Consider the following 22,703-nt stretch of genomic DNA (forward strand, 5'->3'; position numbering starts at 1 on the left):
AAAAAATAAAAAATAAGGCGGTCTGCATTTCACAGACCGCTTCTCTTATGCTCCGGCTTGGACGTTATCACCTATGAACTGCTTGATAAATGGCAGTGAGTCTTCACCCCAATTTTCCAAAAGTACAGGCATCAGTTCATTGATATATTCCGGCGGGCTATCCGTGGGAATAATCGAGGATAGGATCGCACCGGCGATTTCTTCTGAGTTTGAAGCATCCTTCCAATGGAAACTATCCATCTCATCGGGGGAAACGAATGCTGCTTTAGATACAGTGATGGGTGATCTAACATCAGTATGAATATCTAAAACCGGGATCTCCGGCAATGCCCAATTTGCCCGTTTGGCGAATACGGGGTCGGTGTAGTATACGATTTTCTTGGCATAGATCGGACGGCTGTTACCCAAGCTGATGATACAGTCGCTTTTCGGCATCATCTTTAACTCGTCCGGATTCATCACTGCTCGGCGTTGATCACTGGTACTTGTGCTTCGACTTCCTCCTTTCCCTATTGAGCGTGATGTGGATTTGGCTTTGTAAGTCTCGTAACCGATAAGTTTGCTGTATTCCTCGGCATCATTCTGTTCACGCGGTGGATAAACAATTTGGCACCCAAAATTGGTGAAAAATGTGCGTGTTGCATCACGTCCATATAGATCAGTTACCTGAGATGGAGTTTGTATAATCAGCAGAAGACGCAGACCGTAACCGGCGATATACGAGACACCGTGCTGAATGGCTGGAATTACACCCAAGGCGGTAAATTCGTCCATCAATAGGCAACATTGGTATTTCAGCACATCGGAATTGTTGGACGGCAAACCCTGCTCGACGTTTACTGTAATCAGTTGGCTGAAAAACAGGTTCGTCAGCCGGGAAAATACGGCTGTTTCAGTCGGAACAACACCGATATAAACCGTCATCCGTTTTTTGCGTACTTCATCCAAGTAAAAATCGTCGCCACTTGTTGCCGCTTCGACTACCGGGTCAATGAAAATGCCCAAAGGCGCAATCAGTGTCGCCAAAATGTCCGCGCCTGTTTTGGCGTTACCATTGGCAAAGCCCATCAACAAACTACGGCAGTTTTGGCTCAACTGAGTATGTGGCTGTTGTTCGCGCAATGTCATTTCATCTTTAATCCACTCTGCCAACGTCCTACCATCCGATGGTGTCGTCAAACGGAACAGGTTGGCCAACGTGGTTTTGTTTTCAGGTAAAGATAGGTCACGCTCCGATTCCGTCTCAACCATGTAGAGCAATAGACCGGCAAACAGGTTTTGTGCTGATTCCTGGAAAAAGGTCGCACTGCCGTTATCTTTAGACGGCTTTGGGTACATGATGGAAGCAATGTTTTTCACATCTTTGTAGGTATAGGCGGGATTTCTGCGGATATAGGTACAAGGATTCCAACGGTGTGAAACCAAAGGCGCGTTCGGATTGCGTTCGTGTTCCGGCATACGTCCGCCCGGGTTAAACAAAAATACTTCCTGCCCATGTGCTGCACGGTAGCCGCCGGTAATCAGGAAGTTTTCCAGTTTCGGATCAAATACGACCATGCTGTCACGGTAATGCAGGCAGTTCGGAATGACCATGCCGACACCTTTACCGGAACGGGTCCGCGCAGCTAAATATAAAAATTCGTTACCTGACCAACGCAAATAATCGTTACCATATTTCCCAATCAGTAAATCCGGTTCCTCATCTCCCGTAAATTTCTTTTTCAAAAGACCATGCTTTGTGATTTCCATACGATTGGCAAAACGCGCCGAACCGTGCAGCTCGCGTTTAGGTTTCATCAACATACCGGCACACACGATCAAAAAAACCACCGTCGGTATCAATAGGGCAAGACCGGCAGACATCTGAAACGCTGTCAGATAATCGGGAGGGAGGCGGTCATAATATTTCCAATAACGGTACAACATTCTGAGCGACGGTTCTGCCTTCAGATTCATCCAACCTGAAAATACGACGCTGCCCAAATACAAACCACCCGCCAATGCAGCAGGGACGGTTACGGCAAGAACGGCAATCAGGGTAAGCAGTTTCTTTTTCATATTCAAACCTCCAAAAAATAGCCCGCTCATGGCGGGCAAGTTTTTCAGACGACTTTACAAATAGTCGGGCAATCCAGTTGGGACGGCGGCCGACGGCTGGCGGGTATGGATAATCTGCATCTCACCGACGATGATTTCATGTGCCGTCCGTTCGATTTGCTGCCGGTCTTTATAAATACGGGACTGCATTTTGCCAATAACGAAAATACAGTCCCCTTTTTTCATGTACTTGCAAACCGTTTCCGCCTGTTTGTCGTACAGCACGGCGGTAAACCATTCGATACGCTCGCGCTGCTCGTCCGTTTCCCTGTCGCGCCATTTTTCGGAATAGGCGATGGACACGGTCGTCGTCGGTTTGCCGTTGGGCAGATAGCGCAATTCGGGGTCTTTGCCCAAATTACCCATGACTTCGATTTTGTTGAGGTATGGCATTACGAAAACCTTTCATTTTCAAAATTAAAAAATGTGGGGAAAAAACGTATCAGCATCTGATGAATATGCGGTTCAAAAATTATCGTTTTGTCCCGATATTCCCGTCCGCCCAACGTCTTAATCCAAAGACCTTCCTGCTCCGAATACACAACAAAAGCAAGGTCTTCTTTCCGGTACAGATTTGTGCCGCCGTCTTTGACCATAAAGCCCTTTCTGCCAAACGAAACCGTCGGCAGGGTAAATAAAAAGTAAATCAGCATGATCAACCATAAGACAACATACAGCACGAATTGCATCACTACATCCAAATGAAGCAGGGAAAAATCTTCATTTTTGAAAGTGAAGTAAAGAACCGATGACATGAAGGTAGCCGAAAACATCAAATACATCAAAAAAGGGCGCAGGATAGGGGCTTTGATATGTTCTTCATCGAATCCTTCTTCATCTATATAAATAAACATTTCCAATGTCCTTTCATAAAAATGAAAAGGTCGCCTGAAAACCGGTTTCAGACGACCTTTGATGTTTGTGCTTCTTCCTTGGCTTTTTCTTCTTCCAAAAAACCTTTCAACTCTTTTTCCGCCCATTCCGACAGTTCTTTAGATATGGGTTCGTCCAAATTTTCCGCCGCTTGCATACAGCCGAGTACGCGGTTCATATATTCGATTCTTGCCATTTGGTATTTGAGGTTGAGGTAGGATTTTATACATTCCTTTAAATCAACATAGAAAAAAAGAAAAACGATAGTGAAAACATATATTGATATTGCTGTCATCATGAATCCTTCTGTCAATCAGCTACGTCCTTGCATAGCATAGTATTTCTCGACCGGATCAAAATAGAGTTCGGTCATGTGGGTTTTCTCGAAATAGGCGACGACATCGATACTGGATTTGACGGAATTGAGGATATAGTTGTAATCCATCGTTCTGCCGGTTGCCGACTCTTTCGCCAGTTGCGCGATGCGATAGTGGACGCTCCGTGCATCGTTGGCATGGACTGACATTAGGCCGCCCGGGTGTCCGGTGTTCAGGAGTGAGATGTAATCCCAAGCCTCGTCGCCGCGCAGCTCGGTCAAGAATACGCGGTCGGGTTTTAAACGCATACAGGCGGCAATCAATATTTTTGCCGTGATGTGCCCCTTGTAGAATAGATGGGCGTGGTTGGGATGTTTGGGCAAGTCCAGTTCGTGTGTGTCTTCCAGTGTGATGATGCGGGTTTCCGGCGGAACAAGGTCGGATAGGGCTTTGGTAAACGTCGTCTTACCGGAGCCGGTGCCGCCTACCATACATATGTTGAGTTTGTGTTTGATGGCTAAAGCGAAAAAGGCATTCATATTGCGGTTTGCCTTGTGTTCCAACATCTCATATTGCCAGGGCTGGAGCTGCACATCGTTCGGCAGCTTCATCTTGTCAGAAATATCCCGATAATATTTGCTGTCCATCTCAATTTCGCCAAGATTGAGGTCGTCTGAAACCCCATAGGCAGATACGTCGTGGAAGCGATTAACGCGTTCCGTATTGATATAGTCGTCCAACGAAAAGCGTGTCTGCGACGGTTTGCGGAAGGCATAGACGATGGTTTTGTCTTCGCAAGAAGGCGGTATCATGATGTGGCCGCGTTCGCCGTCAGGAAGAGTAACGGAGTGGATAGGTTGCTCCATACTGATGTGTTTGCTGTTATAGGTACATAACGCGGTAGCAAGCTGAGTCAAAATCGGCAGTGTCAGCCGGTCGTCTTCAATTCGTTCAAAACCGGCCGAGGTTTCCAAAAAGACTTCGCGTTCGCGGTTAATCAGTACTTCGGTTACGCCTTCCCGGTTGAGATAGTCGTCCAAACCTGTTTTAGCCATCAAGTTGCGGACAACCGCATCTGAATGGATAGATGCCTGCCCGTGAAAAGGTGTCGGGTTTTGTGTCATTTGGAATTAGGCTTTCATAAAAAAACCTGCCCCCGGAGGGGCAGGCCGTCTGAATCAGTATCCGTAAGGATTAACCAACTCATACACTTTGCTGAAATCAACATCCCGGGCAACCATGATGTTAATCAGTGAGCCCTGATTAATCGTACCGGTTGGCGGAATATTGATACTGTTTTTCAAGGCTTCGGTTGCCATCTGTTGCGCGGCCTCGCTCGTATTTTCATACGAGATGTGATTATTATTGCCCGAAGTTCGATTTTGGCGATTACCAACAGCATCACCAATATCACCAATCAAGCTAATCATAATAGAACCGCCGAAACGTTTCCAAAAATGGTATTTAACATAAGCAGCATGACCACTTTCACCCAAAGCCCCTGCACCTGGACTCGCTAGTGGCACTTTTACGCCAGTCGGCGTTTCCAGCTCATTCCATAACACGAAGACTCGTGCTTGTCCTTGCAACAAGGCGGAAGTTTGTTCACCGATGATTTTACTGCCACGTTCGATCAGAAGGGTTTGTCCATTAGCGGAATATACATCTTTCGATACGATACACCGGGTAAATCCAGGCTGGGTTGTTACGATCTTGGTATCCAATCCGCAAGGGATATTCGTTCCTTTGGCCAGCAGATATGTCAAATCTCCACGTTGTTGTGCTTGGGCTGAAGCCGTTACAGTCGCATTCAGTCGCGAACCAAAACTGCCCCACCTCCCTGTGTAGCACCACCTCCATCCTCACCCCCAAAGAAACTTGGAGGGCTACCTGTATTCAGTTGTGCGCTACTTTCAGATGAAGTGCTGCCCAAGTCAGAGATACTACTATCGAACTTAACTAAAACATTACCACTCATTTTGCGGTCTTTAGGGGTTTGAGAAGGCATAGTTTCAGATGGTGTGGCTTGAACAGTGCTATCGTAGGGTACTTGCTCCACCGGTTGAACAGTGGGTTGAACTGCACCCGTTTGGACTTGTGAAGCCACTTCCGGTTGGGGCTCGGAAGCACCCTCATCCGGAACGGGATCTGAAGCGGCTTGCTGATCCATCAGAGCAATTTCCGCTTTATCCTGGTCAAAGTTTTTACTCCCAGTTACTTCAGGAGCAGACGCAATCTTTGGTTGAGAATCTTCCGTTTCTTCCCCGCCCGTCATCCCGATCAGTCCCGATACGATGACACCTACCGCAAGAATGCCTACTCCTGCTAAAGCGACCTTACGCATATTATTAGGTGTAGCAGTATTTAGATTCAGTGGTATGCCGGGTTCGATTTTATCGTTCTGAACAGATTGGGATAGGGCTTCAGGCTTTGTAAAATCACCGTTTTCTACGGTATTAGGCTTAGTTTTTCGTTTGAATTTGTCGAAGAATTTCATCTGCCTTCCTTCTCTCTACTAATACGGACAAAATCATGATTGCCAGTGCCGGTTCGATTAAACGTGCCTTGTTCATCGAAGCTACGATTTTCCAAACCAAGCACAGATTTTCCGAGGCGCAAAACAAAATGTTTTGCAGTTTCATGGATTACCACGGTATCGCCCTCCACATGGCTGTTAAGCAACATTTCTGTACCGTCAGCCATAACTTTGTAAATCAGTGGCAGTTCTCGACCGTTATCAAAGCTGAAATAAGTAAACCGGCCATTATCGTAGGCCGCTGTCGGTGCTAGTGCTTTATTGCCCTTACCCCAATAGTTGTAATTGTGCTGAACACTGGATCGATACCTTGTTCCTTTAAGTTTTTCCAAAGCCTTGGCCTGTTTCTGAGCTTCGGCACGCGCTTTATATGCCAAAGTGTCAGGATAGATGAACCTCAATACATAAGTAGGCTTCTGGACATATTTGCCGTTTTTCTTGCCGGTCAGCGACAAATCGAAGGCATATGTTCGTTTTTTATTGGTGGTTATCAACATGTTCGTGGCAGGAGAGGAAGCAACCGGCTTCATGTAGATATTGTTACCTTTTGCCGCCAAGTTCCAGGCTTTTGCATCTCCCATGCCCAAGCCACTTGTAGGGTCGCCAGTCAGCAATTCACCATCTTCAAGTTGGATTAAAACAGCTTCTCCAATACGAGCATGAACATGAATAACATCATCGGGATTGTACACAACGGTTTGGATGCGGCCGTCTTTAGCCGACCCTTTGGGAACAGATACCGCTCCGGATACAGCAGGTAAAAGCCCCATCAGCAGTAATGCTGTCAGTTTCATTTTTACATTCATCGTTAACCCTTTCTGTTATGGCGCAGTTTCCGGATCGACGCGATAACTTTTGACAATAAAGCCCAATGGATTGATACGGCGGGCTTCCTCACTCATAGGCTGGTTCGCATATTCGTAGCCGATAGTTGCGATCATGTTTTGAACAGGAATTTCCTGATTTAAATCTCCCGAAATCGGTACCATACGTTTTTCAAAACGGACTTGCGCTGTACTACCAATAAAAGTCACGGCTTTCACTTTGGCGACTACCTTGTATTGGTTTTTTAATACCTTATGCGGAGCTTGCGGATTGTCGTTATAGATTTTTGAAAATGCTGCCTGAATCTCAGGGGAACTCATCAACATAACTGCATCGTAGTTATCCTGAATTGTTACCCAGTCATAGCTTTCACGAAGTTGGACGTAACGTGTCAACCAGTGTTTATCCATAACTTCGCCGTAGGATTGTTCCTGATTTTTCATCATCGTTACGATTTCCGTTTGCCCGGTGTTGTTATCGACCTTGATTACATAAGGCCGTGTCTCTTTTAAAGGTGTCAGACCTGCTACTGCTCCAACTGCCAAGCCTGTAATCAAGAGACACGCACCACTGATGCGCCATGCAATTCTTGCTGATTTATGCACACGCACAATTTCTGCGCTTTCAAAACCTTTTGCAGCATTAATAAACTCAATAGCCATTTTGTTATTGCTGGCTTTTTGTGAATTGTCAGGCATCATTTATCCTCTTGCTTGAATAGTTGAATTAATCGGAAAAGGCGTACCGTGAGGTTGAGGGGGCTTTTTTCCGGAACATGCACAAAGTGCGATAGAAAGGGAGAGAAGAAGGATAGTTTTCACGGGAATTTCCTTGATTTATGAATCGATAAGCCCAAAAAAAACACCCCGATTGGGGTGTTCTGCTTAAGTAGATTAATAGGTTGTTGCGTGATATTGCGTTTTTTGAATATTGAAACGATTATCATCGGTTAGAGAAAGAGTTGTACGAAAGTTGTCAATTTTGACTTTCTCTTTAGGAGGTATGTGGATGTCGGTTGATACTGCCGACACATAGTATCCCTGTTTGTCATAAATAGGAACGGACACATTAACCACAATCAGACGATTGGTTTTGTTTAGAGCCTCACCAGTAAAGGTTATATCTGCCTGTGGAATCGCCCCCTTATAACTGCCAACTCTTTGGACAACAAGCATTTTCAAGTTTTTTAATTCGTATTGAGCTGTCGATTTACTGCCTAAAGACAAAGTGTCTTTAGCTTGCCCTGCTCCCGAACCGGCCATACCTGAATTAATGCCCGCCAAAGTACCGTTGATGGCGCTGAGGCCGTCAGTCAGTTCAGCACAGGCACTCAAGCCCAAACTCAGGGCTGTTATAGCAGCAAATTTAGTAATCTTGCGATAATCCATATTTAAACCCTTAGAGTATTAATCATCAAAACGAACCGGTACTGGTCGGTCAAGCAGTTTAAAAAATAATCCAAAAATCGATAAACCGATACATAGCCCGGCTAATCTAGCCAAAGAACTTTCCATCAAGTTGCCGAACATACCGATAAACATCAATGTGCCCACAGAAAGCAACAACATCCACCAAAGCATTTTAGTTACGAAAGTCATGATCATATTCTCCTAAAATTGGATTATTTCGGTTTGACTTTCCCGCCACCGGGAAGTTTCACACCTTTTGCCCATCTTGCCACAGACATAACGGTTCGACTGAAACCGTTTACAGATGCCCCACCCGTTAAAGCGGAAGAAATCGATGGAATACTCCAGGCAACCAAAATAAAAATTGTTGTTGATAGGAAAAAGAGCGGAATCAAGCCGACTACCTGAGCAACTGATCCGATCTCTCCAACTACTGCTCTTTCTAATTGGTTCTTGAAAAAATCATTCTACAATGCACCTAGAATAACGTAAAACACTACTGTAACTGAGTAATTAAGGATTTGTCCTATCCAATTCATGCCCCACTGCCGTGTTGCAGGAAACAACATTGAACCTATAAACATAGGTCCAATGACAATTACCATCGCCAATGATAGTTTGGCAATTAGGTAATAAGCAAATGTAATGAGAAAGAACAAATAAGCCAATATAACAGCAACCGTACCACCAATATAAAGCATCAGCTTATCTGATACTTGTAGCATATCCAAAGAAGCGGCATACGCAAAAATATTCTCCATCATCTTTAAGATATTATTGCTTTGGGTATCCAACGCGCTTGCAGTATAGGTTGAAGTCCCCAACAATCCACTCAGATTTTCGGGCAACATCCACATGATATTGGCGAGTTTCTGATACTGACTGGAATTGAACGCAAAAGCGATAATCAGCAACCAGCCGATCATGCGCTTACCCAAATCCACGACATTTTCATCAAACCCCCGTTTGTAATAGTCAAACGCGACCAACAGGATATAAATCCCAAAGCCGATTTGAAAAACCGGAGCAATACCGCTGATCATGTTGTTTGACTTTTGGAACAGATTAGTTCCCATACCGTTTAGTAGAAAGTTGGCGAGTTCGGAAAAATAAGAAGTTGTTTCCATAATTTGCCCTATTTTATTTAGTGCTGCATTCGCTTACTCCCGAATGCAGCACGATAAAGCTACTACTGATTGCAGACCGCATAGTTGTGATCACGGATATGACGTGCCATACATTCTTCACGGGAAGCATACTGGCGCTGTTCGATTTCTTGTTGTCGTTTATACAACCGATCGAGCATATCCAGCTTAGTTTGATTGTTGGCGATTTTTGCCTGTTCTACAGAAATACGGTTTTGCAGGTCAGTAGCGGCTTTGATGTCTTGTGTATTGTTGACTTCGTCCATCAAGCGCGACAGAGATTTAAGTTGTGTCTCCATCGAGTTAAAAACTTTTTCCATCTCCTTCATGTTATGCACAGCCATTCGTTGCGCCGTTTCAGGGTTATAAGCCTTACTATTAATTACAGACTTATAGTCGATATTTTTTGCGCCTTTATAAATCTCGCTCCACTCGGACGGAATTTGGTCTTTGAGCGTATCCTTCAAAAGATTGCCCATATTGCGCGAACCTGTCATCGCTTTAAACTGTTTAACCTGTTGTTCGTACTGCTGTTTCATTTGTGCGAGTTGCTTGGCCATCTCCATCATCTGCTGAAAGAAGTTTTGGGCGCGTTGAGCAGCTGCTGCACCATCAACTACCGGAATACCGCTAGCTGTAACTGCCAAAGGCATAGCTGCGAAACTCGTAACAAGAAGAGCCATTGCGGATAATTTCTTCAGATTCATTTTCATCATAAGTTCCTTGTTGAAAGCCGCATCAAGCGGCGAAAAAAAAGGCTGTTTGAAATTCAAACAGCCTTCGTTAAATTAAAAGAATATTATGCGGCTCGCACATTTTTCTTCTCTGCACGGCGTTCTCGCAGGGTTTCAATAAATGGGCGATACCAAACATCCGGATTTTCACTACCAACATCTTCCATAATTTGATGCAACAACTCAACGTTATCAGATGAACCTGACAGGAAAGCCATTTCATCATGAAAACCGTACAAATCCAGCATGGCAAATGCCGACTGTTTCGACTGCTTAACCAAGAATGTGCGACTTTCCAACGAGAGTTTGGAAAGTTCCTCAAACTCTTTTAGCGTCAGGCCACAACGTTCATAGCTGTTTTCAAATTCGGCATCAGGATTCGGCAGAAAGATTTTAGTTGGCGTTTGTTGCACAATCGCCGGGAAAATAGGACAAGAAATCGCATCTTCCGGTGATTGCGACACCAAAATCAACCAGCCACCGCGTTTACGGTCGGTTTTCAGAATCTTGAGCATGATGTCCTGCAATGCCTCAAAACGTGCTGCATACCAAAATTCTTCAATGATGGAAGCGAGAATACCATCTTCTTTGGCAACTTTGTCCATCATGATATTTCTCAGGTGGAACATATACGCTAAAACCGGAGCGGTCGGCGGATAGTCGTCCTTCAGAATATCGGTCAGGTCAAATCCAACACGGAAGAACTTTTCAGCATCAAACATGTTTGTTGGGTTGTCCAGGCACCATGCGAACCGTCCACCTTCACTTTCACACCATTTAGAAAGGCGCATACGAAGTGAGTTAGGATCAGGAACAACAGGGATGCTTTGCAGTAAATGACTAAACCGGCGGTTTTCATAATCCATACTAAACAAGGTATCGACAGCAGCCTGAATCTCTTTTTCTTCCGTAGCCGTCAATTTGCCGTTCTCGTCCGCTCCACACATACCGACCAAGCTGTACAGGAACTCACGGTTTGAAGGTGTATCAGGCAGTTGAAAAGGATTTAACCCGGTAGGCACACCTGCTTCTAAGGCAAAATAAGAACCACCGATGGCGCGGATAAAGATTTCCATACCTCTGTCCAAGTCCATCACAAACATATAAGGATTGAAGCGTTCTGTGAACGCCATGATAGATGTTTGCAAAGTAGTTTTACCCGTACCGGTTGCACCCAATATCAGTGTGTGTCCGGCGATTTTCTCACCAAGGTTGTCCTCCTTCAGATTTGAGAAATGGAAGTTGAAATCGTAAATCGTCTTGGATGTGGTTTGCAGCGGCATAATTGCTGAGCCGTCACCAATCGGATTGCCCTGTTTTTTACCGTGCGAGTAGTTGTGTATGCCGAAGGTTGTCGCAAAGTTTGTTGTCGTTTTCGGGAAAGAGCGAGGCCTTTCCTTACTGCCCGGCACCTGACTGAAAAATGTCGCTGGAGCAGAAAGACCTGCTTTAGTAAAACGATAACCGCCCGCATTCAGAAACGTAGAATAAGCACGAGCGCCATTTGCGGCCGCTTCTTCAGCAGTATTGCCATACACAACCAACGCTGCATGATAGTCGCCGAACATCAATTCGCCCGAAACGAGTAAACCCTGACCGTGTTCCAACTCTTTCTGCTGCTCCGTTGCTTTGTCGTTGACCGATGTCAGATTGTTCAACTGTTTCTTAATTTCGCCTTGCATATCATACGGATTGATGAACACAAGGCTTTGAGTGAATGTAAACTCACAAGGTAGGCGCAAGATTGATGTCAAGATTTTAGGTTTACTAATCCCAAAGTCTTTCAGATCGAACATTTGTGCAAACTTACGAGTCCCGTTTTGGGAACGAATTTCGCACAAATCAGAACCAAAATGCAGATTAGCTCCTGGAATAGTCTGATAAGCATCAACAAAAGACAAAGGAATCTCTTCCCGTGTTCCATTGATCAAACTGCCAAAAAATGAGTACACCTCCGAAAAAGCAACACCGTTTTCATTCTTATAGGCAGTCAAAAGATACGGATCGTAGGGTTCAAGTGAGCGCATCAGAATCTGAATTTGCTCCGCTGCTTCTTTAATACCTGCTTCCAAAAAGTCGGTCTTAATCAAAACCGTCAAATGGAACACGTTTTCAAAATAATCCACTTCTTGAAAACGTTTCAGATATTTATCGGCAAATTGCTGGCAAAAGGCCGTTTGAAATGCGTATTCGCGGTCAAATACAATTTTTTGGCGTTGAAGAGTTCCCCACACCGCCAAACGGTTACCCAATGTTTTGCCCATACCGGCAAGTACGTTTCGCAACGATACAAACTGCGTGAACAAGTGTTTGTCGTCCACGCCGTCAAACGGAAGACCTTCCATACGGATGACGAAGGCTAGATGTCCCGTTTTGTAATTAACGATGTTGTTTGTAACGTGTTGGCAGATTTTCGGTAGAAAATCCGACTGTGCCGGTTGCGCTTTTAGAGCGTTGCTCAAAAAATCGCTGATAATCACTTTGTTGTCTCCCAAATTTGGTGGCGAGAATGGTATTGGTGCCGTTAAACATCTTGGCATTGCGGCGTCGGAGGAAGTATTTCGTTTCGTAGAAATAAACTCTTAAGGCTTGATCATCGTGTTTACTAATGGTGTACAAGAAAGCCAAAACCGGCAAAGGTAGCAGCAGAAAATACAAAGCCCTTCCTTCAAGGAAGGGCAATGTTGCCATTGTTAATGTGACAGCAGCTAAACCACACGCGGCTAATGCCGGAAGTGGAATCCCTGCCACCATTGCACGACGATTCATACCGTTGAATGTTGGCTGCTCAGTATGAATATCTTCTTTCATTCGACAGAATCCCTCCTTAAGACAAGCTTAAACTTCCGCCTTTTGTGAACAGCCACGTTGCAATAACAATCGCACCACCGGCACCGACAATCCATAAACAGGTTTCCAAAATATCCCCCCATGTTTTACGACCGCCAAAACCTTGTGCCATTTGCCACAATAAGCAAAGCGTAGCCACGATCCCTACAATGGTGTAGATACCTGTTCGGATAGTTACTGCCATTGAAGATACTTCGCTGAATCCGTCTGCCAATACAGTTTGTGCCATTGCCAGTAAAGCAACTGTTGCAACAGTTTGTGTATTGGTTACAGCTTTTTTGATGTAATTCATCATCATTTCCTTTTTAAAAGACAAAAAAAAACCGCATTTAGCGGTAATAAGAATTGCCCGAAGGCAGTTAAAACTCTTTAAATACATCCCATTCCGCGTATCGTTTGACGGGTGCTTGGGCTGCAACTTTGACTATGTTTTCAGACGAGCTCTCAGATCGGGCAACAGCAGGTATAGGCTTCGGCTTAAAAGGCTGAACAGGGTGTGATGCCAAAACTATACGATTACCGCTCAATCGTGCGTAACGTTCTTTCACGTTACGGACGTAGTGCTGCGTTTCCCGATAAGGCGGAATGCCACCATATTTCCTGACAGCTCCCTCACCGGCGTTATACCCAGCCAGTACCAGATCAATATTGCAACCATGTGGGCTGGATTTGTCAGGAAAGTGGTTACATAAAAAACGCAGGTAACGTGTACCTGCGATGATGTTTTGTTCCGGGTCGTAGAGGTTTTTAGGATTCACCCCCATTCTTGCAGCAGTGGGAGGTATTACCTGTAACAAACCCCGTGCATTCTTATTGGACAGAGCATAACGGTTTCCTGAGCTCTCACGCCCCATAACCGCCCATACAATGTTTTTGTCCAAACGCTGTAATGCTGCATGCTTTTCAACTAATGCAGCGTATTGAGGGTATGGAGCGTCGGCAATCGCTGATGTTTGGTAAAAAGCAAAGAGTGATGTTGTCAGTATAAATATTCTCTTCATGTTTTTTTCACATCCCTTCCTTTATTTATTCTGAAAAGAAAAAACGAAAATCAAAGCAAATTGAGTAAAAATGCTTGGATTTTCGTTCTGTGGTATGTGTCCGGTTTGTGCCGAGATAAGGCAAAATTAAACTGTATCAGACTGAAGGTGCTGGCTTCAACTCTGTTTAGAAACAATTATTTATATTTTATTATTTGGACTTTTAATCCGTTGGTCGAGCGTTCGAATCGCTCACGACCCACCAAATATGAAAACCTGCTTTGAAAAAAGCAGGTTTTTTTTATATTCTCCATCAAGCCTTTCTTCACTCGATACCTCCCTTATTATCAACATCAAGTAATATTCGAGCTTTGTCACAATGCTGTTATAGATGTAACTGAAAGCATCACAAACCTCTTGAATCAATCAAACCCAACTCCTCACCCAACATCTTTTTCTAAAAACTTCCAAATACCTACCATCAACCCACGCTAAATCCTCTTGTATGCCAGACAATTTAGGCATAGACTAAAACTACATTCAACTACAACAACAGGAGAAGGTTTGATGAAACAACTGTCTATGTATATTAACGGCCGCTTTGAAACCGACTTTAACGGCGCATGGCGTGATGTATTGAATCCGGCAACCGAAGAAGTCATCGCGCGTGAGCCTAAAGGTGGAAAAGCCGATGTTGATCGTGCCGTTGCCGCAGCCAGAGATGCACAAACTACATGGGAGCGTTTGCCTGCCGTTGAACGCGGCGCATACCTGCGCAAAATTGCCCAAGGCATCCGCGAACGTGCCGACGAGCTGACGGATACTATTGTTGCCGAAGGCGGCAAAACCAAAGACTTGGCACGCATAGAAGTCATGTTTACTGCCGATTATCTCGATTATCAAGCCGAATGGGCGCGCCGTTATGAAGGCGAAATCATCCAGAGCGACCGCCCGCGCGAAAACATTTTATTGTTCAAACGTCCTTTGGGCGTAATCGCCGGCATTTTGCCGTGGAATTTCCCCTTCTTCCTGATCGCCCGCAAAATGGGTCCGGCTTTGGTAACAGGTAATACCATCGTCGTCAAACCGAGCAGCGTAACCCCGATCAACTGCCACATTTTTGCTGAAATCGTTCACACTTCAGGCTTACCGGCCGGCGTATTCAACGTCGTCAACGGCCCGGGTGCAGAAATCGGCAATGCCTTGGCATCACATCCGCAAGTCGATATGGTCAGCCTGACCGGTTCTGTAGAAGCAGGCCGCCAAGTAATGGAAGCCGCCGCCACCAACATTACCAAAGTCTCATTGGAACTCGGCGGAAAAGCCCCTGCCATCGTTCTGAAAGATGCCGACTTGGATCTGGCCGTCAAATCCATCTTGGCTTCACGCGTGGGCAATACCGGCCAAATCTGTAACTGCGCCGAACGCGTATATGTCCACAGCAGCCTGAAAGACGCATTTATCGAAAAAATGACCGCCGCCATGAAAGGCGTACGCTACGGCAACCCGGCCGAAGCCGAAGCCGGCGCACTGGAAATGGGGCCGTTGATTGAAGAACGCGCCGTAAAATCCGTTGCCGAGAAAGTCGAACGCGCAGTTCGACAAGGCGCAACTTTGGTTTGCGGCGGCAAACGTGCCGACGGCAAAGGCTACTTCTTCGAACCTACCCTGCTGATCGATACCGACAACAGCATGGACATCATGAAGGAAGAAACCTTCGGCCCAGTCCTGCCGGTTGCCACTTTCGACACGCTCGACCAAGTCATCGCCTTGGCAAACGACAGCGAATTCGGCCTGACCAGCTCCGTCTATACCACCAATCTGAATGAAGCGTTTTATGTAACCCGCCGCCTGCGTTTCGGCGAAACCTACATCAACCGCGAAAACTTCGAAGCCATGCAGGGCTTCCATGCCGGTTGGAAAAAATCAGGTATCGGCGGCGCCGACGGTAAACACGGTCTGGAAGAATACCTGCAAACCCAGGTCGTTTATTTGGAAACCGATATCTAACCGCCAATACTGCCCTTCATAAAGCAAAAGGCCGTCTGAAGCTGATTTTTCAAGTTTCAGACGGCCTTTCTACCTTTATAGAAAAAAACACCGACATCGCGTAAAATAGAGCCAATTTTTCACTTTATTCAGGCCGTCTGAAAACTCCGGCAGCCTGACTCATTTTTCCGGAAAACACCATGAGCGAACAAAACAATCCTCAAATCGAGCCGCAGTTGGACGAAAACCAAATCATCGCCCTGCGCCGCGAGAAACTGCACAACATCCGCAAAGAACGCAACGCCTACCCTAACGATTTCAAACGCGACAGCTTTGCCGCCGACCTGCATACCCAATACGGTGAAATCAGCAAAGAAGAACTCGACCCGCAAGGCATTCCCGTCAAAGTGGCTGGCCGCATGATGCTCAAACGTCAAATGGGCAAAGCCAGCTTCGCCACCATTCAAGACGTTACCGGTCAAATCCAGCTTTATTTGAACAACAAAGGCGTGAGCCAAGAAGTTTTGGACGACTTCAACCACTGGGACCTGGGCGACATCGTTGGCGCGGAAGGTACTTTGTTCAAAACCAACCACGGCGAATTGACCGTGCGCGTGTCCAACATCTGCCTGCTGTCCAAATCCCTGCGTCCTCTGCCCGACAAACATAAAGGCTTGAGCGATCAGGAAACCAAATACCGTCAACGCTACGTCGATTTGATTGCCAACGAAGAATCGCGCAATACGTTTATCAAACGCAGCCAAATCATCCAATCCGTGCGTAATTTCATGGTGAACGAGCATTATTTGGAAGTTGAAACCCCAATGATGCACCCAATTCCGGGCGGTGCGACAGCGAAGCCGTTCGTTACCCACCACAATGCCTTGGACATTCCGCTCTACCTGCGCATTGCGCCTGAGCTGTATCTGAAACGCTTGGTTGTCGGCGGTTTGGAACGCGTGTTTGAAATCAACCGCAGCTTCCGTAACGAAGGTATGTCCGTACGCCACAACCCTGAATTCACTATGATCGAATTCTACGAAGCCTTCTCCGACTACGAACGCATGATGCAAATGGCGGAAGACATCATCCGCAATGCCTCACGCGCTGTAAACGGTACGGCAAAAATCAGCTACAACGGCAAAGAAGTCGATTTGGAAAGCCCGTTTGAACGCCTGACCATTCTCGGTGCCATCAAAAAATACAATCCGCACTACACCGATGAGCAGTTGAACGATGAAGAATGGCTGAAAAAAGAAATCGTCAAACATGGCGAAAGCCTGCCTCCTTCTCCAGGTATCGGCAGCCTGCAACTCACCCTGTTTGAAGGTTGCGCCGAGGGCAAACTGTGGAACCCGACTTTCATCATCGACTACCCTGTCGAAGTATCGCCATTGGCACGCGCATCCGACGGCAAACCGGGTTTGACCGAACGCTTCGAGCTTTTCGTGGTCGGTCGCGAATTGGCAAACGGCTACTCTGAGTTGAACGATCCGGAAGACCAAGCCGAACGCTTCAAAGCGCAAGTGGCGCAAAAAGATGCCGGCGATGACGAAGCCATGCACTACGATGCCGACTACATCCGCGCTATGGAATTCGGCCTGCCGCCGACAGGCGGCTGTGGCATCGGTATCGACCGCTTGGTAATGTTGCTGACCGATTCGCAAACCATCCGCGACGTGATCCTGTTCCCTCAAATGCGTCCTGAATAACGTATTGAAATAAAATCAAGGCCGTCTGAAAACAAGACTCTGTTTTCAGACGGCCTTTTTGTTCAAATATGTAAAACGAAAAAATTAAAATCGATAAATCCTTTACACCATAATAATAAAATCACATGATAATCAAAAAGATAATATAAAAAAGAATATGTAAACGTTTTTCAGTTTGTTGACAGTCTGCTAGAATACATCCAGTTACAGACAGCCTCCACACACAGGCCGTCTGAAAATGCAGAAACTCTGAAAGGTTTGTATGGATCAATTTTTCGAACAGCTTCACGGCTGGGTAAACGCCATCAACGACCCAATGTGGTCGGGGTTGGTATATATGCTTTTAGGCGCAGGCCTCTTTTTCACCGTTACCACCGGTTTTGTACAATTCCGCCTCTTCGGCCGCAGTATCAAAGAAATGTTGGGTGGCCGCAAACAAGGTGATGATCCGCACGGAATTACACCGTTCCAAGCATTCGTTACCGGCTTGGCCAGCCGCGTAGGCGTGGGCAACATCGCCGGCGTGGCGATTGCCATCAAACTCGGCGGGCCGGGCGCGGTGTTCTGGATGTGGGTAACCGCCTTAATCGGCATGAGTTCGGCGTTTGTCGAATCTTCACTGGCTCAACTCTTTAAAGTCCGGGACTACGACAACCACCACTTCCGCGGCGGCCCTGCCTACTACATCACTCAAGGCCTGGGACAAAAATGGCTCGGCGTTTTGTTCGCCCTGAGCCTGATTTTCTGTTTCGGCTTTGTATTTGAAGCTGTACAGACCAATACCATCGCCGATACCACCAAAGCAGCATGGGGCTGGGATCAACACTATGTCGGCGTCGCCCTGGTCATTCTGACTGCCCCGATTATCTTCGGCGGTATCCGCCGCGTATCTAAAGCCGCGGAAATCATCGTTCCGCTGATGGCGGTTTTATATCTCGTCATAGCACTCTTCATCATTGTTACCAATATTTCCCTGATTCCTGACGTGTTCGGTCAGATTTTCTCCAACGCGTTCAACTTCGATTCGGCTGCAGGCGGTTTCCTCGGCGGTCTAATTTCGACCACTATGATGCAGGGTATCAAACGCGGCCTGTATTCCAATGAGGCGGGTATGGGTTCTGCGCCAAATGCCGCAGCCGCAGCCGAAGTGAAACACCCCGTCTCCCAAGGCATGATTCAAATGCTGGGCGTTTTCGTCGATACCATCATCGTCTGCTCATGCACCGCCTTTATCGTCTTGACCTATCAACAGCCTTACGGCGACCTGAGCGGTGCGGCGCTGACCCAAGCGGCAATCGTCAGCCAGGTAGGCGAATGGGGCGCGGGCTTCCTTGCCGTCATCCTGTTTATGTTTGCCTTTTCAACCGTTATCGGTAACTATGCCTATGCCGAGTCCAACGTCCAATTCATCAAGAGCCATTGGCTGGTTACCGCCGTTTTCCGTATGCTGGTTTTGGCATGGGTCTACTTCGGTGCAGTTGCCAACGTACCCTTGGTATGGGATATGGCAGACATGGCCATGGGCATCATGGCATGGATTAACCTCGTTGCCATCCTGCTCCTGTCCCCACTTGCCTTCCTGCTGTTGAAAGACTACACAGCCAAGCTGAAAATGGGCAAAGCCCCAGAGTTCAAACTCTCCGAACACCCGGGCTTGAAACGCAAAATCAAATCCGATATCTGGTAACACCAAAGGCCGTCTGAAATTTCAGACGGCCTTTTTAATCCCTGCCATTTAGACAAAACGATGCCCCTTAAAGCGGAAGCCTTAAGGGGCAGAGCGTTGCGGCACATCTTTTCAGACGGCCTTATTGTAGCAACGTTTCTCATTTCGCAGTGCAACAATATGGACAGATTCTAATTCCAAATCGGTACCTAGTCAAGTATTTCATTTGCATGGTAATACTTACCTGGGATATATTTATACTTACCAAACATCACATTACGGAGAAACTGATGGCTGCATTCAAACCCAATCCAATCAACTACGTCCTCGGCCTCGATATCGGCATCGCATCCGTCGGCTGGGCGATGGTAGAAATTGACGAAGAAGAAAACCCCATACGCCTGATTGATTTGGGCGTGCGCGTATTTGAGCGGGCCGAAGTACCAAAAACAGGCGACTCTCTCGCAGCGGTAAGACGCTTAGCACGCAGCGTCCGCCGCCTGACCCGCCGTCGCGCCCACCGCCTACTTCGAGCCCGTCGCCTATTGAAACGCGAAGGCGTATTACAGGCTGCCGATTTTGATGAAAACGGCTTGATCAAATCCTTACCGAATACACCATGGCAACTTCGCGCAGCCGCATTAGACCGCAAACTGACGCCTTTAGAGTGGTCGGCAGTCTTGTTGCATTTAATCAAACACCGCGGCTATTTGTCGCAAAGAAAAAACGAGGGCGAAACTGCCGATAAGGAGCTTGGCGCTTTGCTTAAAGGCGTAGCCGACAATGCCCATACCTTACAGACAGGCGATTTCCGCACACCGGCCGAATTGGCTTTAAATAAATTTGAAAAAGAAAGCGGCCATATCCGCAACCAGCGCGGCGATTATTCGCATACGTTCAGCCGCAAAGATTTGCAGGCAGAGCTGAATTTACTGTTTGAAAAACAAAAAGAATTCGGTAATCCGCATGTTTCAGACGGCCTTAAAGAAGGTATTGAAACCCTGCTGATGACGCAACGCCCTGCCCTGTCCGGTGATGCCGTTCAAAAAATGTTGGGACATTGCACCTTTGAGCCGGCAGAGCCGAAAGCCGCTAAAAACACCTACACAGCCGAACGTTTCATCTGGCTGACCAAGCTGAACAACCTGCGTATTTTAGAGCAAGGCAGCGAGCGGCCATTGACCGATACCGAACGCGCCACGCTTATGGACGAGCCATACAGAAAATCCAAACTGACTTACGCACAAGCCCGTAAGCTGCTGGGTTTAGAAGATACCGCCTTTTTCAAAGGCTTGCGCTATGGTAAAGACAATGCCGAAGCCTCAACATTGATGGAAATGAAGGCCTACCATGCCATCAGCCGTGCACTGGAAAAAGAAGGATTGAAAGACAAAAAATCCCCGTTAAACCTTTCTCCCGAATTACAAGACGAAATCGGCACGGCATTCTCCCTATTCAAAACCGATGAAGACATTACAGGCCGTCTGAAAGACCGTGTTCAGCCCGAAATCTTAGAAGCGCTGTTGAAACACATCAGCTTCGATAAGTTCGTCCAAATTTCCTTGAAAGCATTGCGCAGAATTGTGCCTCTAATGGAACAAGGCAAACGTTACGATGAAGCCTGCGCCGAAATCTACGGAGACCATTACGGCAAGAAAAATACGGAAGAAGAGATTTATCTGCCGCCGATTCCCGCCGACGAAATCCGCAACCCCGTCGTCTTGCGCGCCTTATCTCAAGCACGTAAGGTCATTAACGCCGTTGTACGTCGTTACGGCTCCCCTGCGCGTATCCATATTGAAACGGCAAGGGAAGTAGGCAAATCGTTTAAAGACCGCAAAGAAATCGAAAAACGCCAAGAAGAAAACCGTAAAGACCGGGAAAAAGCAGCCGCCAAATTCCGAGAGTATTTCCCCAATTTTGTCGGCGAACCCAAATCCAAAGATATTCTGAAACTGCGCCTGTACGAGCAACAACACGGCAAATGCCTGTATTCGGGCAAAGAAATCAACTTAGGCCGTCTGAACGAAAAAGGCTATGTCGAAATCGACCATGCCCTGCCGTTCTCGCGCACATGGGACGACAGTTTCAACAATAAAGTGCTGGTATTGGGCAGCGAAAACCAAAACAAAGGCAACCAAACCCCTTACGAATACTTCAACGGCAAAGACAACAGCCGCGAATGGCAGGAATTTAAAGCGCGTGTCGAGACCAGCCGTTTCCCACGCAGTAAAAAACAACGGATTCTGCTGCAAAAATTCGACGAAGATGGCTTTAAAGAACGCAATCTGAACGATACACGCTACGTCAACCGTTTCCTGTGCCAATTTATTGCCGACCGTATGCGGCTGACAGGTAAAGGGAAAAGACGTGTCTTTGCATCCAACGGACAAATTACCAATCTGTTGCGCGGCTTTTGGGGATTACGCAAAGTGCGTGCGGAAAACGACCGCCATCACGCCTTGGACGCCGTCGTCGTTGCCTGCTCAACCGTTGCCATGCAGCAGAAAATTACCCATTTTGTACACCATAAAGAGATGAACGCGTTTGACGGGAAAACCATAGATAAAGAAACAGGAGAAGTGCTGCATCAAAAAGCACACTTCCCGCAACCTTGGGAATTTTTCGCACAAGAAGTCATGATTCGCGTCTTCGGCAAACCTGACGGAAAACCCGAATTTGAAGAAGCGGATACCCCCGAAAAACTGCGTACCCTACTCACAGAAAAATTATCATCTCGTCCCGAAGCCGTGCACGAATACGTTACGCCACTGTTTGTTTCACGCGCGCCCAATCGGAAGATGAGCGGGCAAGGCCATATGGAGACCGTCAAATCCGCCAAGCGACTGGACGAAGGCATCAGCGTGTTGCGCGTACCGCTGACACAGTTAAAACTGAAAGACTTGGAAAAAATGGTCAATCGGGAGCGCGAACCTAAGCTATACGAAGGACTGAAAGCACGTTTGGAAGCACATAAAGACGATCCTGCCAAAGCCTTTGCCGAGCCGTTTTACAAATACGATAAAGCAGGCAACCGCACCCAACAGGTAAAAGCCGTACGCGTAGAGCAAGTACAGAAAACCGGCGTATGGGTGCGCAACCATAACGGCATTGCCGACAACGCAACCATGGTGCGCGTAGATGTGTTTGAGAAAGGCGGCAAGTATTATCTGATCCCGATTTACAGTTGGCAGGTCGCAAAAGGGATTTTGCCGGATAGGGCTGTTGTACAAGGAAAAGATGAAGAAGATTGGACGGTAATGGATGATAGTTTTGAGTTTAAGTTTGTACTTTATGCGAATGATCTGATTAAAGCTGAACTTAAAAAAGAAACTTTCTTCGGCTATTTTTCTGGATTAGATCGTTCTACTGGCAACATTTCTTTGCGTTCACATGATTTAGATAAAACTAAAGGTAAAGACGGTATATATCGAATCGGAATTAAAACCGCTCTTTTATTCCAAAAATACCAAATCGACGAACTGGGCAAAGAAATCAGACCATGCCGTCTGAAAAAACGCCCACCTGTCCGTTAAATTAATCTATCCCTGTTTCAGACGGCTTGAAGCA

Annotated in this window: 21 protein-coding genes; 4 read left to right on the top strand and 17 right to left on the bottom strand. The window is 46.6% G+C overall.

Translation table 11 applies throughout. The features are described 5' to 3' along the window. Positions 1–45: 45 nt before the first annotated feature. The 17 genes from KCG54_RS10750 to KCG54_RS10830 all read right to left on the bottom strand — a co-directional run bounded on the left by KCG54_RS10750 (position 46) and on the right by KCG54_RS10830 (position 13,787). Positions 46–2,058 carry a type IV secretory system conjugative DNA transfer family protein gene (locus KCG54_RS10750; RefSeq protein ID WP_254324164.1) on the bottom strand — a complete coding sequence of 671 codons (2,013 nt, stop codon included), beginning with the start codon at positions 2,056–2,058 and terminating at the stop codon, positions 46–48. Positions 2,059–2,112: 54 nt separating this feature from the next. Then, a complete protein-coding gene (locus tag KCG54_RS10755; protein WP_254324165.1) occupies positions 2,113–2,490 on the bottom strand; it encodes a single-stranded DNA-binding protein in 378 nt (125 codons plus the stop codon). Continuing rightward, a complete protein-coding gene (locus KCG54_RS10760) occupies positions 2,490–2,951 on the bottom strand; it encodes a hypothetical protein (protein ID WP_254324166.1) in 462 nt (153 codons plus the stop codon). The genes KCG54_RS10755 and KCG54_RS10760 overlap by 1 nt, the downstream gene beginning before the upstream one ends. 47 nt (positions 2,952–2,998) lie before the next feature. Next, positions 2,999–3,283: a hypothetical protein gene (locus tag KCG54_RS10765; protein WP_254324167.1), complete on the bottom strand. Its 285-nt coding sequence runs from the start codon at positions 3,281–3,283 to the stop codon at positions 2,999–3,001. Continuing rightward, positions 3,284–4,411 (bottom strand): ATPase, T2SS/T4P/T4SS family, encoded by a 1,128-nt coding sequence (locus KCG54_RS10770; RefSeq protein ID WP_254324168.1) that lies wholly within the window; start codon positions 4,409–4,411, stop codon positions 3,284–3,286. A gap of 54 nt (positions 4,412–4,465) precedes the next feature. Continuing rightward, positions 4,466–5,101: a type IV secretion system protein VirB10 gene (virB10, locus tag KCG54_RS10775; RefSeq protein WP_432761032.1), complete on the bottom strand. Its 636-nt coding sequence runs from the start codon at positions 5,099–5,101 to the stop codon at positions 4,466–4,468. Next, positions 5,098–5,784: a hypothetical protein gene (locus KCG54_RS10780; protein WP_254324170.1), complete on the bottom strand. Its 687-nt coding sequence runs from the start codon at positions 5,782–5,784 to the stop codon at positions 5,098–5,100. Before KCG54_RS10780 ends, virB10 begins: the two co-directional genes overlap by 4 nt. Then, on the bottom strand, positions 5,781–6,617 hold the full coding sequence (locus KCG54_RS10785; protein ID WP_254324171.1) for a TrbG/VirB9 family P-type conjugative transfer protein: 837 nt from the start codon (positions 6,615–6,617) through the stop codon (positions 5,781–5,783). The genes KCG54_RS10780 and KCG54_RS10785 overlap by 4 nt, the downstream gene beginning before the upstream one ends. A 27-nt stretch (positions 6,618–6,644) precedes the next feature. Further along, positions 6,645–7,349 (bottom strand): virB8 family protein, encoded by a 705-nt coding sequence (locus KCG54_RS10790; protein ID WP_254324172.1) that lies wholly within the window; start codon positions 7,347–7,349, stop codon positions 6,645–6,647. Positions 7,350–7,541: 192 nt separating this feature from the next. Next, on the bottom strand, positions 7,542–8,036 hold the full coding sequence (locus tag KCG54_RS10795; protein ID WP_254321720.1) for a hypothetical protein: 495 nt from the start codon (positions 8,034–8,036) through the stop codon (positions 7,542–7,544). Positions 8,037–8,054: 18 nt separating this feature from the next. Beyond that, positions 8,055–8,246: a hypothetical protein gene (locus tag KCG54_RS10800; RefSeq protein ID WP_128582986.1), complete on the bottom strand. Its 192-nt coding sequence runs from the start codon at positions 8,244–8,246 to the stop codon at positions 8,055–8,057. Between the two features lie 278 nt (positions 8,247–8,524). After that, the gene (locus tag KCG54_RS10805) at positions 8,525–9,184 is read right to left on the bottom strand and encodes a type IV secretion system protein (RefSeq protein WP_254324173.1); all 660 of its coding nucleotides are present in this window, start codon (positions 9,182–9,184) and stop codon (positions 8,525–8,527) included. A 62-nt stretch (positions 9,185–9,246) separates the two neighbouring features. Further along, positions 9,247–9,975, bottom strand: a complete 729-nt coding sequence (locus KCG54_RS10810; protein WP_254321718.1) for a type IV secretion system protein — start codon at positions 9,973–9,975, stop codon at positions 9,247–9,249. Positions 9,976–10,001: 26 nt separating this feature from the next. Beyond that, entirely contained in the window at positions 10,002–12,416 is a 2,415-nt protein-coding gene (locus tag KCG54_RS10815) for a conjugal transfer protein (protein ID WP_254324174.1), read from the bottom strand. Then, positions 12,316–12,747, bottom strand: coding sequence for a VirB3 family type IV secretion system protein (locus KCG54_RS10820; RefSeq protein ID WP_254324175.1), 432 nt, complete (start codon positions 12,745–12,747; stop codon positions 12,316–12,318). Before KCG54_RS10820 ends, KCG54_RS10815 begins: the two co-directional genes overlap by 101 nt. Before the next feature lie 16 nt (positions 12,748–12,763). Beyond that, positions 12,764–13,084, bottom strand: coding sequence for a hypothetical protein (locus KCG54_RS10825; protein ID WP_254324176.1), 321 nt, complete (start codon positions 13,082–13,084; stop codon positions 12,764–12,766). Between the two features lie 61 nt (positions 13,085–13,145). Then, the gene (locus KCG54_RS10830; RefSeq protein WP_254324177.1) at positions 13,146–13,787 is read right to left on the bottom strand and encodes a lytic transglycosylase domain-containing protein; all 642 of its coding nucleotides are present in this window, start codon (positions 13,785–13,787) and stop codon (positions 13,146–13,148) included. Positions 13,788–14,333: 546 nt separating this feature from the next. Here KCG54_RS10830 and aldA point away from each other — a divergent pair. From aldA to cas9, 4 genes are all read left to right on the top strand, one after another. Next, positions 14,334–15,776 carry an aldehyde dehydrogenase gene (aldA, locus tag KCG54_RS10835; protein ID WP_254325025.1) on the top strand — a complete coding sequence of 481 codons (1,443 nt, stop codon included), beginning with the start codon at positions 14,334–14,336 and terminating at the stop codon, positions 15,774–15,776. Between the two features lie 179 nt (positions 15,777–15,955). Further along, positions 15,956–17,467: a lysine--tRNA ligase gene (gene lysS / locus KCG54_RS10840; RefSeq protein WP_254324178.1), complete on the top strand. Its 1,512-nt coding sequence runs from the start codon at positions 15,956–15,958 to the stop codon at positions 17,465–17,467. Between the two features lie 262 nt (positions 17,468–17,729). Then, positions 17,730–19,154, top strand: coding sequence for an alanine/glycine:cation symporter family protein (locus KCG54_RS10845; RefSeq protein WP_254324179.1), 1,425 nt, complete (start codon positions 17,730–17,732; stop codon positions 19,152–19,154). A 269-nt stretch (positions 19,155–19,423) separates the two neighbouring features. After that, the gene (cas9, locus tag KCG54_RS10850; RefSeq protein ID WP_254324180.1) at positions 19,424–22,669 is read left to right on the top strand and encodes a type II CRISPR RNA-guided endonuclease Cas9; all 3,246 of its coding nucleotides are present in this window, start codon (positions 19,424–19,426) and stop codon (positions 22,667–22,669) included. Positions 22,670–22,703: the final 34 nt, after the last annotated feature.

The organism is Neisseria subflava (genome assembly GCF_024205705.1).
Lineage (GTDB): Bacteria > Pseudomonadota > Gammaproteobacteria > Burkholderiales > Neisseriaceae > Neisseria > Neisseria subflava_D.